At 55.6% G+C, this 11,534-nt stretch carries 18 protein-coding genes and 3 pseudogenes; 3 read left to right on the top strand and 18 right to left on the bottom strand.

Annotated features, from left to right (window positions below; all coding sequences use genetic code 11):
* Window position 1: 1 nt before the first annotated feature.
* The 14 genes and pseudogenes from EXW94_RS26340 to EXW94_RS26285 form a co-directional block, all read right to left on the bottom strand.
* Window positions 2–352: a GPW/gp25 family protein gene (locus EXW94_RS26340; RefSeq protein WP_010435782.1), complete on the bottom strand. Its 351-nt coding sequence runs from the start codon at window positions 350–352 to the stop codon at window positions 2–4.
* Window positions 349–990: a phage baseplate assembly protein V gene (locus tag EXW94_RS26335; RefSeq protein WP_174341504.1), complete on the bottom strand. Its 642-nt coding sequence runs from the start codon at window positions 988–990 to the stop codon at window positions 349–351. Before EXW94_RS26335 ends, EXW94_RS26340 begins: the two co-directional genes overlap by 4 nt.
* Before the next feature lie 121 nt (window positions 991–1,111).
* Window positions 1,112–1,579: a phage tail protein gene (locus EXW94_RS26330; RefSeq protein ID WP_174341503.1), complete on the bottom strand. Its 468-nt coding sequence runs from the start codon at window positions 1,577–1,579 to the stop codon at window positions 1,112–1,114.
* Window positions 1,542–1,787: an Rz1-like lysis system protein LysC gene (gene lysC, locus EXW94_RS28115; protein ID WP_010435787.1), complete on the bottom strand. Its 246-nt coding sequence runs from the start codon at window positions 1,785–1,787 to the stop codon at window positions 1,542–1,544. Before lysC ends, EXW94_RS26330 begins: the two co-directional genes overlap by 38 nt.
* Window positions 1,675–2,100 (bottom strand): Rz-like lysis system protein LysB, encoded by a 426-nt coding sequence (lysB, locus tag EXW94_RS28415; RefSeq protein WP_108416186.1) that lies wholly within the window; start codon window positions 2,098–2,100, stop codon window positions 1,675–1,677. The genes lysC and lysB overlap by 113 nt, the downstream gene beginning before the upstream one ends.
* Window positions 2,097–2,606 carry a lysozyme gene (locus EXW94_RS26320; protein WP_174341502.1) on the bottom strand — a complete coding sequence of 170 codons (510 nt, stop codon included), beginning with the start codon at window positions 2,604–2,606 and terminating at the stop codon, window positions 2,097–2,099. The genes lysB and EXW94_RS26320 overlap by 4 nt, the downstream gene beginning before the upstream one ends.
* Window positions 2,590–2,811: an HP1 family phage holin gene (locus EXW94_RS26315; RefSeq protein WP_006178624.1), complete on the bottom strand. Its 222-nt coding sequence runs from the start codon at window positions 2,809–2,811 to the stop codon at window positions 2,590–2,592. The genes EXW94_RS26320 and EXW94_RS26315 overlap by 17 nt, the downstream gene beginning before the upstream one ends.
* Window positions 2,802–3,005: a tail protein X gene (locus tag EXW94_RS26310; RefSeq protein WP_174341583.1), complete on the bottom strand. Its 204-nt coding sequence runs from the start codon at window positions 3,003–3,005 to the stop codon at window positions 2,802–2,804. The genes EXW94_RS26315 and EXW94_RS26310 overlap by 10 nt, the downstream gene beginning before the upstream one ends.
* 178 nt (window positions 3,006–3,183) lie before the next feature.
* A complete protein-coding gene (locus tag EXW94_RS26305) occupies window positions 3,184–3,624 on the bottom strand; it encodes a DinI-like family protein (protein ID WP_089601086.1) in 441 nt (146 codons plus the stop codon).
* Between the two features lie 109 nt (window positions 3,625–3,733).
* Window positions 3,734–4,011, bottom strand: a pseudogene (locus EXW94_RS28410) (replication endonuclease); the annotation flags it as partial.
* Between the two features lie 2 nt (window positions 4,012–4,013).
* On the bottom strand, window positions 4,014–5,926 hold a 1,913-nt coding region (locus EXW94_RS26300; RefSeq protein ID WP_254797906.1), incomplete at its 3' end, for a replication endonuclease.
* Between the two features lies 1 nt (window position 5,927).
* The gene (locus EXW94_RS26295; RefSeq protein WP_010435809.1) at window positions 5,928–6,149 is read right to left on the bottom strand and encodes a TraR/DksA family transcriptional regulator; all 222 of its coding nucleotides are present in this window, start codon (window positions 6,147–6,149) and stop codon (window positions 5,928–5,930) included.
* Window positions 6,149–6,376 carry a DUF2732 family protein gene (locus tag EXW94_RS26290; RefSeq protein WP_174341500.1) on the bottom strand — a complete coding sequence of 76 codons (228 nt, stop codon included), beginning with the start codon at window positions 6,374–6,376 and terminating at the stop codon, window positions 6,149–6,151. Before EXW94_RS26290 ends, EXW94_RS26295 begins: the two co-directional genes overlap by 1 nt.
* A 68-nt stretch (window positions 6,377–6,444) precedes the next feature.
* The gene (locus tag EXW94_RS26285) at window positions 6,445–6,783 is read right to left on the bottom strand and encodes a DUF5347 domain-containing protein (RefSeq protein WP_174341499.1); all 339 of its coding nucleotides are present in this window, start codon (window positions 6,781–6,783) and stop codon (window positions 6,445–6,447) included.
* 227 nt (window positions 6,784–7,010) lie between these two features.
* On the opposite strand from EXW94_RS26285, the gene EXW94_RS26280 reads away from it, so the two are divergent.
* The gene (locus tag EXW94_RS26280; protein ID WP_109081686.1) at window positions 7,011–7,586 is read left to right on the top strand and encodes a phage repressor protein CI; all 576 of its coding nucleotides are present in this window, start codon (window positions 7,011–7,013) and stop codon (window positions 7,584–7,586) included.
* A 92-nt stretch (window positions 7,587–7,678) separates the two neighbouring features.
* On the opposite strand, the gene EXW94_RS26275 is transcribed toward EXW94_RS26280, so the two are convergent.
* Window positions 7,679–8,362: an outer membrane protein gene (locus EXW94_RS26275; RefSeq protein ID WP_174341498.1), complete on the bottom strand. Its 684-nt coding sequence runs from the start codon at window positions 8,360–8,362 to the stop codon at window positions 7,679–7,681.
* A 361-nt stretch (window positions 8,363–8,723) separates the two neighbouring features.
* Here EXW94_RS26275 and EXW94_RS26270 point away from each other — a divergent pair.
* Window positions 8,724–9,098, top strand: a pseudogene (locus tag EXW94_RS26270) (SymE family type I addiction module toxin); the annotation flags it as partial.
* Window positions 9,099–9,142: 44 nt separating this feature from the next.
* Here the strand turns inward: EXW94_RS26270 and EXW94_RS26265 are convergent.
* The 3 genes and pseudogenes from EXW94_RS26265 to EXW94_RS26250 form a co-directional block, all read right to left on the bottom strand.
* Window positions 9,143–9,499 carry a hypothetical protein gene (locus EXW94_RS26265; protein WP_174341497.1) on the bottom strand — a complete coding sequence of 119 codons (357 nt, stop codon included), beginning with the start codon at window positions 9,497–9,499 and terminating at the stop codon, window positions 9,143–9,145.
* Window positions 9,500–9,706: 207 nt separating this feature from the next.
* A complete protein-coding gene (locus EXW94_RS26260; protein WP_174341496.1) occupies window positions 9,707–9,955 on the bottom strand; it encodes a hypothetical protein in 249 nt (82 codons plus the stop codon).
* A 440-nt stretch (window positions 9,956–10,395) separates the two neighbouring features.
* A pseudogene (locus tag EXW94_RS26250) lies at window positions 10,396–11,328 on the bottom strand (VENN motif pre-toxin domain-containing protein); the annotation flags it as partial.
* A 14-nt stretch (window positions 11,329–11,342) separates the two neighbouring features.
* Here EXW94_RS26250 and EXW94_RS26245 point away from each other — a divergent pair.
* On the top strand, window positions 11,343–11,528 hold the full coding sequence (locus tag EXW94_RS26245; protein ID WP_174341495.1) for a SymE family type I addiction module toxin: 186 nt from the start codon (window positions 11,343–11,345) through the stop codon (window positions 11,526–11,528).
* The last annotated feature ends 6 nt before the right edge of the window (window positions 11,529–11,534 follow it).

The following is an 11,534-nucleotide window of genomic DNA, read 5'->3' as shown; positions in this document are numbered from 1 at the left end:
TTTAACTCAGTGAAATGGTGATAGAAAAGGAGCGATCGGACGTTGGTCGCGTGCCGGTGATATCGACATACAACGTCCCGTCATTCTCCGAGCGTTCGAACGCGATTGCCGTCAGGGTCATCCGCGGTTCCCACTTCTGGATCGCGGAGTAACAGGCGGCCATAATTTGCAGGCGCAGCGCCGGACTCTGGGGCCGGTCGATCATCGCCGCCAGCAAGGAGCCGTACTCACGACGCATGACCCGCGAGCCAACGGGCGTAACCAGAATGTCGCGCACGCTTTGCCTGATATGTTCAGCTTCTGAAATGCTGAGCCCGGTTTGACTGTTCATTCCCGTGTAGCGCACCGTCATTGTGTCCCCTTAGTCCAGCTTCCGCCGCTTTGCACACTGCCGTGGGCATGGTTGTCCACCTGTACCCCATTGGAGGTGAATTGACCGCCAGAGTGTTGGATATTTCCTGCCATCACCCCGCCCTTTTGCACCTCAAGCGAGGCGGTAATTAACTTGTTGGTACACACTACTTCGGGTGTATCAAGCGTGATGCGGGTCGCGGATTTCACGAGCACCACCGGTACGGTCGCGCTCAGTGATTCCGATGCGGTGATGGCTGCCGTTTTGATGCCGGTTACCGTCAGCGCCCCGCTCCCGGGCTCGTACTCGATAACCGCCCCGTCGGGAAAGCTAACGTGAAGCGCATCGGGTGACGTCGACGGTGCCGGATGCTCGTCAGAGAAAATGCCCGGCAACACAAAGGCGGTATCCAGCTCTCCGCCGATGGCCAGCAGCAGTACCTGTTCGCCCTCGGACGGTGCCCACCACACGCGCGAACGGCCAGCGCGGCAGGTCATCCAGTTCAGCCAGGTGGTGTTCATCCCACCGGACTGAACGCGACAGAGCCCTCTTTTGAGGTCGACATCGGTCACAACACCGACACGAATAAGATTGCGGATCGCGCGAGCGATGCCGTGTATGGAGGTTAATGTATTCATAAGAAGAGAATGCCGCGCAGGGCGTTCGGCAGCAACGAGACGGGGTTTGATGCGGGATGAAACAACAAGCAGTATTGCCGACTGGCCAGCCAACAGGGCTGCGGGCTGGCCATCAGCGCAGTCACACCTCCCAGCGGCTCACCAGCTCACCGTTGATGTACAGCTCCATCGGGCGCGTGACGGGTTCCGGCAGCGGCGGCTCCGGGGAATAGGTGGCGAGCAAGGTCCCCTCCTCCTGGGAAACCAGAATGCGCTCGGTCAGCTGCAGGCTAAAGCCGATCTCTGCCGTTTCATCCTCATTTAAGGCGACCTGAAAGAGAAAGCCATTTTTTTGCCCCTGTTCGAGGGTAAACATGTCCGGCTGGTTTTCCCGAAGCCAGTCCAGCACCGGAACAAAAATGCCCTCGCTGTCGCCGGAAAAACCGCTGACTTTCGCCTTCAGTTCATATTTCTTTTCAAACGAGAGCGAGGACGCCAGGCGTGCATCGATATTCCCGCTCCCGACGGACATCGCCAGGCGCTCCGGGTTTGCGCGCAGTTGTGGAACAGCGTCAATTAAGGCCTGACGCAGGCTCTTGAGTTTGTGCATCGCGTGTATCCTGACAGTCTTTAATGGTTTCAACCTGCAACGCGCAGGCAGTAAGGGCATGCTCAAGCCTGCGAATATCGGCACTCAGATCGCCGTTAGTGGCGGGCTCGCTTGCCGGCATCGGGCAGAGGCTCACCTTCGGGCAAGCGTGGTAAACAATGTGCGGCGGAGGCGCAGGCGGCGCGGACGTGCAGCCTGCGGACAGCATCAGGCAGCTGAGCGGTATACCAGCGGCGTAACTCTTCATTTTCATTTATCAACTTCCCAATGGCCACTTCGCGTCTGGCCAACGTTTCTCCGGCAGCGGCAAGCTCATCGCGGAGCCTGACCTGCGCGTTTTCATTTTCTCTGGCCAGCCGCTGCGAGACGCTAAGCTGTTGGTTCAGCGTGTTGATCGCGCTTTTTTGTTCGCGGACGATCTGGTTGGTTTTGGTCAGGGAGCGGGACAGGTTCTGATTGTCATGTCGATACCACAGGGTCATGGCCACCAGCGCGGCCAGCATCAGAAGAAGCGTTCTCATCGGCCCTCCTTCAGACACCAGGCCTTTTCACGGGCGCGACGGTTTTCAAGCCCAGCGTTTTTGTTCCCGTTGACGTACACCCAGCGGGTCAGCTCACCGCACGCCTGCGGCCAATGCTTGCGATTTATCAACGACACCAGCGTCGAACGGCAGGCGGCGCCGGTTCCCACGTTAAAGGCAAAACTGACCAGCGCATCATAGACACGGGGCGGCATCTCCACCGGTGCGCAGGCGGCAAGCCGTTTCTCAACCTTCATGACGTCGGCAATCAGGTTCGCCGCCGCGTCACGTTCGGTAATGTCTCTCGTCGGCACGACACCGGCCGTGTGGCCAATGCCTGACGTCCATACGCCCGCGCTACACCGGTAGGGCGACAGACGACACCCTTCGAGATCGGCGATCAGCACCAGCCCTTCGGGCGAGGTTTTCAGTAGCCGAAAGTCCGGCATGAGCACCGCCAGCGCAAGCACGCTGGCGATGCTGCAACGCTTAATGATTGAGTTCACGAATGCTCTTCTTATCGAGGCCTAACGATTTGAGATAGCGCCAGGTTTTTCGCTTAAACCAGTAATTCGTCAGCGCGGTAAAAATGGCGCAGAGACTTCCCACGTAGAGCGCGACTTTCTCAGGAGACATCGCCCCAAACCAGGCCAACGCCACGGCAAGCCAGTAGGCAATAAACGTGGTGATTTTCTCCAGACTCAGTCCCATAGGTTCACGGTTTCTTTTCTGGGTGCGCTATCCACCTTAGGCATGTCTATTTCGCAGCCATGAGGCAGAACAACGCCGTACTCAGCGAGGCCAGGATTGGCTTTCAGAACGGTTTCGACGACGCCTGCCGTGCGCCCGTAATAACGGGCACAGATGGCATCAAGCGTATCGCCCTGCATTGCATAGATCTTCATCAGACGCTCCAACATCCGGATTACCAGGTACGGTAGAGTTTCCAGAGCCAGCGCCCTTTCCGCTAGCGCTGGCGGATGGACAATCGCGGACACAACAGGCCGTCCACGAGCCGCGAGCGGCCGCCTGGCGAGCACAAAATCTGAATGACGCGCGTCGTGCCGGTAAAAGAGGCTGAGGCTAGCGCCAGCTCTCGTCTTCCCAGACTTCGCGGAGGATGGTGTCCAGCGCTTCGCGTTCGGCCTCGCCGTCAACGCCGAGCAGCTCAACGCCGGTCATGGAGCCTTCTTTCACCGTCACCCGCGTTGACGGGAACAGGGGCCTAATCCTGCGGGTGAGTTCGCACTGGAATGCCGCCACGATGGACGGGCCAACGTGCTGATCTTTATCCAGCGTGATATTAACCCGCACATTGCTTTCTTTTTTGATTCGTTCTGGAACAGGCGATGCCGAGAAAACAACGGTAAACGCATTGTTTTTGATTAAATTCCCTCTCGCAATCTCAGCAATTAAATTCAGGGCAATTTCACGATCTCTTTCCTGACAGGTTCCTTCTGTCGTCAGTCGCGCAATCATCTCGACTCGTTCAATCATGACCTGCTCGTTCAACTCTCTGTCCACACAACCTCCACCACGTGATACTGTATAAACATACAGTATCACGTATTCATAAAAAGAGTGAAGCGAAAAATCAAAACCCTTCACGGTATGTACATGATATCGATGGAGATTAGCGCACCCGCTGGGTGAGCAGTTCCGTTAAATGCCCAATACGTTCAAGGATTTTTCGCGCCTTTTCCTGATAAGAACGCGCCGCCGGAAAGAGCGATCCGTCAGCGGCGCCTCTGCACCATTTGTCGTTAAAGCGGCTCACGCCGCCCGCCATCAGATGCAGGGCCTCTCCCCGGGAGATGGCTATGCCGGTGGCAAGCCTTATCTCGTCAATCACCCTCTCCGGGACCCCGTTTTGCGGATCCCGCTCATAGACAAAGGGTGCCGCTGCGCCGGNNGGCCGGATGCGTTTGATGCGTTCGGTTAATGCCCGTCTCGCACGCCGGTTAAGGGGTTGAGAGGGATCGCTCACCGTACAGTTAATGACAGAACTCCGAGGAGGCGCAGGTGCATCCTTCAGCTCAGCGGCCCGCTTCGGCACAATTTTCCACTGCGTGAGCCGGGTCAACACCGGGCTGCCCGCACCGACGGCGGAATCGTACACGCCGCGGATGCGAACGGTCTCCTCGCCGTACTGGTTACATTCGGCGCGCGGTTCATACAGCGTGCGCACCTGCAAATCATCGCGACGCACAAACGGCCCGCCCTGTGCGGTGACGTAACCCGCCCAGTCCCCGGCGTCCGCCGCGTCATGGACGGCGGCAAACTCGACGCTCAGACCGCACGCGGCCTCGGTGTCCGACAGTCGGCGAAGCTCGCGGTAGACGGTTACCGGCGCGCCGCCGATAAACTGAAACTGGCGAATATGCCAGCGCCCTGCCCAGGCCGACACGGCGCACGCCGTCTCCTTTAGCAGCCCGCCGCTTTCATTATCGGTTTCGCCATCCAGCGCATAGCCGTCGATGTTCTTTGAGATGTATTTGGCGATATAGCCGGTAGCGCTGCCTTTTTGCGGATCGATCGCCTCCGCGTGAAAGCGCGCCCGTCTGGCGCTTTCGCTCTGCAACTCAGCGGCATCCTCCTCCCGCGCGTAGTCCCCTATAATCTGGCGTACACATTCGACATCTTCCGGCAGCATAAACATCAGCATGTGCCAGTGGGGCGTACCGTCATGATGGGGTTCCGCAACGCGGATACCAAAAATGCGCCGCCCCTCCCGGTGCAGCTTTGCGCGAATGCGCGCCCACAGCCGCGTGAAGTAGCGCTGCGTATCCGCCGGGCTCGCCCCGTCCCACTTCGCGTTGGGGTAGCCCGCGCTCACGGTCGCGTGATACCGCGCGGGCGCGGTTAACGTATAGAACTCGCCCACATAGCCCAGCGCCTGGCAGATGTTTTCGAAGCCGCGAATGCGGGTCATCAGTTCACAGCGACGTATCGCCGGATTGGCTACCGAGCTGTCGTATTTATCAATCAGGCTAATGCGATTGCCCTCTTCATCTTCCAGCTCCATGCCCTTGAGAAATTCGCGGGTGCGGCGCTTCTGCTCGCGCCATTCCGTCACGCAGCGCTTGCTCGCATACGCCGTTCTCTTTTTGCTGACGTTGCCGAGGGCAATCTGCACATGCTCGCGCCAGGCGGCCGCGATCCGACGCAATCGCCCGCGCCACCACGCCTCGGAAAACAGGCGGATCACCGCCGCGGCAACATCATCTTTGTTGAAAAACGTCGTCGTCACCCGCTCCCAGTGCGGGGGCGATACGTTAAACTGCCGTGCGATCAGTCCGGCGCGCTGATACCAGACGTACAGCGTCTGGTATTCACCCATGTCAGCATCGTTAATATTCGCCAGCTCGCCGCGAATAAAGCTGGCGATATCGGCGGCCAGCAGGTCGATATCCGCACGGGACATATCGGGAAGTCGGTTATAGCGGGCAACCAGCTCGACCATCCGCGAGGCAAGGTATTGCAGAAGTCGGGTGTCGAAATGGCCTTCAAATACAGCCCGGGAGACCGCATCGTGCAGGCCCGCGCAGGCATAGCGTTCAGAAACCTGCCGCAGGCGGGGCAGTATCCTGTTGCAGAAGCGGATCAAAAAGGCATTGGCCTGCGGGCTGCCCCGACGCTGTTCGAGAGCGTCGACCGTGCGCCAGACGTCAACGCGCACGCAGTCAGGTTGCTGTGAGAGGGCAATTCTTGCCTGCTGCAGCGCCGCGAAAAGGCGATCGCGGCGCTGCAGTTGGGCATGGGTAAGGTAGGGGCTGACAACGGCCGACCGAGGAGCGTTCCATGGATACTCAAATGACGTAGCCAACTCATCCTCCCCGAACGTGTTTATTTTTCATCTCCTCGATCTCCTGGCAGGTGAAGCACAGCGCCACGCCGGGCACCGCCATGCGGCGCGCTTCGGGTATCGGGGCCTCGCAGTCCTCGCAGAGGAAACGCGAAGGTGATGCGGGCCGTCTGCGGGCGTGATTAATGTGCCGCTCTCTGTCTTCCTGCTCGCGCGCCTGCGCAAGATCGATAAAATCGGCCATCAGTGCAGCTCCTGTGATTCACGCTCGTAGCGGGCCGCTTCGAGGCACAGCAGTTCGGCAACGTCTTCTCCGCTCATGCCGGTTTTAAAGATATGGCTTGCCAGCGCCTCCAGGCGCTGGGAGACCGCGCGGGCTCGCGCGCATCGCTCCTCTGTTTTTGCCTCCTTCAGCAGGCGTTTCAGTTCTTCATTTCCGATCGGATAAGGGTGGTTTTCACTGTTTCGCATCACGCGTTCTCCTTAATTTCAGGCAATAGGGTGCCCGGCGGGCTTACGCCATTCGTTTTTGGGTTGGGTTACATCGGCATGGTCAGCCGTTCAGGAAATAAACTCACAACAGCACGAAAATGGTTCATGGCGGTAATCAGCGCCCGTTTCTCCTCGGTCGTCAGCTCGCTGATATCACAATCGTGGCGGGCGACGGGCAATCTCGCCAGGAAAAAGATGGCGGCCAGCGCCCTGCAGTTCTCCTCAAAACAGGGATCGCGCTTATCGCGCAGCTCGGCCATAAACCGCGCCAGCTCTTTTCCGCTATCGCACCCGTATCGGGCGCGCAGTTCAGCGACGTGGTTAAGCCCGCTAAGACGCGCCCCCACGCTAAGTGGAACCCTTGCACGGGCAGCTTCTATCGCCATATTTCCCCTCGCGTAAACTCACGCACGCTAATGCGCTGATAACGGGCACAGCACGGCTTTTTCCGCCGTTTGAGGATTGCGATTTCACAAGCCATGCTGCATGATTCCCATTTTGATACTGTCTGCAATCATTAGCCTCTGTTTGCCAACGTCTGCCGCTGATTGCCCGAATTTGTAATGATACTAATACCCAAATGAGTATTAGTAAACACCCAAAGGAACGTATTTTGATTTTAGATTCTCAAGTGAATAATGAAGAGTTACTCGATAGAATCTGTCAGGTATATGGTTTCACGCAGAAAATCCAGCTGGCCCGGCACTTTAATATCGCCGCCAGCTCGCTTCAGAACCGCTACGCGCGCGGTACCGTCTCTTACGACTTTGCGGTTCAGTGTGCACTGGACACCGGTGCCAGCCTTCGCTGGCTAATGACCGGGCAAGGTGCGCAGTTTGAAGGTAACCCCGCGCCGGGAGATCCCGTTTCGGTTTCCACGTTCACCCTTAGTGATGGAAGATTGGAAGAAAATACTATTTTGAGTATCGATTCTGCTGTCTTTAGCAAACCGCTGGCGCGCGGCATCGCCGTCCGGGCGGAGGGCAAGCTGCACTTTATCGAGAAAGAGGCGTCGTTAACCGACGGTCTGTGGCTGGTTGAGATTGAAGGCACCACCAGCATCCGCGACTTAACGCTGCTGCCGGGTAAAAAGCTCCACGTGGCGGGGGGCAAGGTTCCCTTTGAATGCGGTATCGACGAGATCAAAACGGTGGGTCGCGTGGTGGGGATTTACAGCGAGGTTAACTGAGGGCGTGCAGGTATTTGCACGCAAGAAAAAAAGCCAACCCCGCACTCCCGCGGCGTTGGCCCTGTTTTTAAGGCAGTGACGCTTACAACAGGTTAAAAGACATAACGCATGCCAAGGGTAAATTCACTAGAGACGATGTGTGCTTTCATCTGTTCGTCTTTTAAGCCACGCGCATTAGTGAAGTTATTATATCCGCTTTCGATCTTGCCCATATCGATATAGCGGTAGCCCAAATCAACATACAGACGCTCAACCGGCATATAGCTGACGCCCGCGCCTAACGCGTAGGTCAGGTTGCTTTGTGTCGTTGAGGCGTATTCACGTCCGGCGTTGCCCTGCCAGCCGCCCGCTTTGATCTTACTCACGCCGAGCCCTGCGGTACCGTACACGGAAACACCGTAACCCAGCTCATAATCGCGATACACGTTGAGCATCAGAAGCTCAGTTTCGGTCTGGAGATGGTTATAGCTATTAGCGAATGTGCTGGAGCCGCTGGTGTATTCAGTTTTCTGCTTAAAGGTGTACTCACCTTCGGTGCGCCAGCCGTTACCAAACTGATAGCCCGCAGCAATCGCCGCTCCGCCAAAATGCTCTTTTTCTTTACCGCCGGTGAACTGCCCGACACCCGGGCGAGCGCTGGTATCCATCTCTTTCGCTCGCTGCTCGATCTGCAGGTATTTTGCAGAACCGTAATAGCCTGCTTCAGTATTTGCCGCCATAACGGTAACCGGGATTGCTGCGATCGGCAGGGCTACTAAAATCGCTTTCATATTCATCTTCACTCCGTTGGAAAATTATTCCGCTCGTCGAACCCTCGTTCGCCGATGCCAGGAAAACACACTCAGTGAGACGAATCATAGGCAGTCCCGAAAGGGCAAACTATTAGGATGAATACGCGTTTTACCTGGTAATTTTACGTAGGGATTTGTCTCATTTTTTACTCTGTTTCTTGCTATTTCAATCAGTTACAAGATTCGATTAACGGTGATAAGGTAGCACTGCCAGGATAGATGGACAGTACGAAATGGGTGTTATTGATATTTATCGAGTAAGGCGACGGTAGACAATTAAATTTCCTGAAGCTGCCTCGAATTCTCCATAATTAACTTTTTATCATCTACTGAATTTTATTTAGTCCGCGATCTGATACGCAAAAATGATATCTGCCGTTCGCACGGCAACCGGACTGATGCTGCCCCTTTTCATCCTCGTGCGGAAACGCAGGAAGACAGTTCTGCCTGTTGTGAGCTTTATTCACGGGTGGACTGTAGATACCTTCCCCTTAGTGGAAAATGGCTCGCAAATGCAGGTTTTATCAACGGCATGCCAGTCAAAATCCGGGTCATGAAGGATTGTATTGTCATTACGCCGCAACATACGCGTGAGTTATGGGGATGCCTTGAAGGCATGAGTGTGGTGAATATCAATAAAAAGAAAGTGGCGCAGTGGTTGAAGACATTTCCTGGAGCGCTGAATGATTTGGGTGATGTGCCGGTGATTAAGCGAGAGTAAGTGACGTTTAAAAGAAGATCCCGGCGTAAGTACCGGGATCACTATCAGTAAATAATTACCGGATAATCTCCGTGACTGGTAGTAATAACATAAGACTCAAATCCGTTATTTTCAGGATAGATATTTATATATTTTTCATTATCGAAGAATAGACTCAATATTTCACCATCAAGAACAGAACACCTCCTGACTACCTGGTTAAGCAAGGGAAATAAAAACTTACTGGTTGATAAGTCCTCACCATGCCCTGTAAGCAAACGATCTTTTTCCCAACACTGAAATGGGCACTGGATCATTACTCTAGCGCCTGATGAAAACAGCAAAACTAAAGATCCCACACCCACCGTTACCCCGGTAAATATGGATTGTTCAAATTCATGAAGCTCAACATCAGTAATCATTTTGCTCTTACCTTTTTGGCAGCATAGAGTCTGCTCTGGTGGTACATATGTTTCACCATGTGTACCATTGACACCTGTAGCAGGATGATTTCCGGGAGCACGTAACAACACCGGCTATCTGCCAATAATTAAGCACGGGAACGGACATTGTTGGTAAGCCTGACGATTAAAAACAAGATCCCGGCTCGGTGGTCGGGATCTCTAACATCATGATTCTAATAATCGCAACCAATCATCAAAATCATCAATACCATACAAGTAATCTCGATCTGAGGAAGGAAGATCGACAGCACCTAAGCTTTGAATCACTTTCCAGGCAACTTGATCTGTGATTCGAATATCATCCGCATCAATAATTGAAAAAGCCCATTGAGCAACATTGGTTCTGTCTAGCGCACCCGATTTTAACTTATTAATTACGCTAGCAATTTCATAACGCGATGGAAATGCGTTCATACTTATCTCCTTCCTTGATAATTACCATCAGCATCAAAAATATGGTGGTTCTTATCATTGGTAACAGGTTTCGGAGCCACACTACGAATATTTCCAGCATGATCGAGTGTTTCATACCAGGTTCTGGTTTGGCCTGTTTTTGGATCCCACTCTCTAACCAGTCTGGCCCCTGCCATTTCTCCAGTTGTTCTGGAAGGCGTCATATCACCATAAAAGCGATAATTTCCATTCTCCAACTCCTTAACTCCAGCCTGCCCATATTTCTCAGCCTGTCGATAGTATTCTTTTAGTTTCGCCCCTTCCAGGGAACTAACAGCACGGTTTCCACCTTTAGCTATCCCACCACCTGCGCCAAGAGGCTCTCCATCCCCATCCAGAACCCCCGGTTTCAGCCAGCCCGGACGGATATCTATTATCGGAAGCTTCTTATCCTTATCACCCAGCGCATTATTCTCAACCGAGTTCTTCCCGGCCTGCCCCCCGGCCACCGTCGATCCCGTACTGTCTCCGGCAAGCCCACCTGCCATCCCGGCCGATATCGTTGCCAGCGCACTGACCGTCTGTTTCTGCTCTTCGCTCAGCTTCGATAAATCTTTGACGTCAGGGTACAGCATACCCGCTATCGCCTTAGCCGCAAGCTCACCGGTCGCCGCTCCGGCCGCCCCCGCTGCGGCACTGTTCCCCTGCAGCGCCGCAACCGCGCCACCCAGTATCGCGTGCGCCACCACCGCAGCCTCATCGCTCAGCCCGGAACCATGTCCGATATAGTTTGCCAGCTCCGGCGCCGATGCCCCCGCCAGTGCTGCCGTCAGGTCGCTGCCCGCCAGCCCCTGAAGCGCGGCCGTCGCCGCCTGGATACCCCGCTGCAGGTCGCTGCCTGTGCCGTATTTCGCCGTCGTGGTTTTGTACGCATCGGTCCCGCGCAGCGCATCCTGATAGGCCTTTTTCAGTGCGTCGCTGGCATCCGCTCCCGGCTCAGTCACGCCCTCTTTCGCCAGTTCTTCCCTGGCCGCATTCAGCTCATTTATCTCGCCCTGAGTACGTGCAACATCCGCCGCCTGCGAGCCAATCTCACCAATCAGCTGCACTTCCTGCAGGCGCTGCTGCTCCTTCTCCTTGTCAAATATCGGGCTGATGCTGCCGTTCGCATGCTCTGCATCGCGGCTCAGGTCAGCCACATCCTGCTTCTGGTTCTCCTTATCGCGGATGATGAGGCTGCCCTCGCTCACCGCCGCCTGCGTCGTCCCTTCCGCGTGACCGCTGTTGCCGCCTCCGGCCAGCAGGGCATTCTCCATGTTCCCGGCAAACTGCCCGCCGATGCTGCCGCCCGAACTGATGCCAGCGCCCTGGTGCTACGTCTTAAAGTCCGCCTGGAGCACAGAGGGGGATGAAAATCGGTTATGTCAGCATCCGGCATTTTTACCACAACAACTACACCGCCACCTGGTATTCCCGTAGCCCCAGCCTGCGCCTGAATGGCAACTTGCTGGAAGAAGCAGGATTCAGCACCGACACGCCGGTCACGGTCAGCGTTGAGCAGGGAAGACTGGTGATCGAGCCGGTTAAAGACTGACGATCA

The sequence above is a fragment of the Enterobacter sp. JMULE2 genome (assembly GCF_013337145.1).
GTDB classification, from domain to species: domain Bacteria; phylum Pseudomonadota; class Gammaproteobacteria; order Enterobacterales; family Enterobacteriaceae; genus Enterobacter; species Enterobacter mori.
The sequence above is the reverse complement of the archived record's forward strand: the minus strand, read 5'-3'. Positions and strand labels throughout refer to the sequence as shown.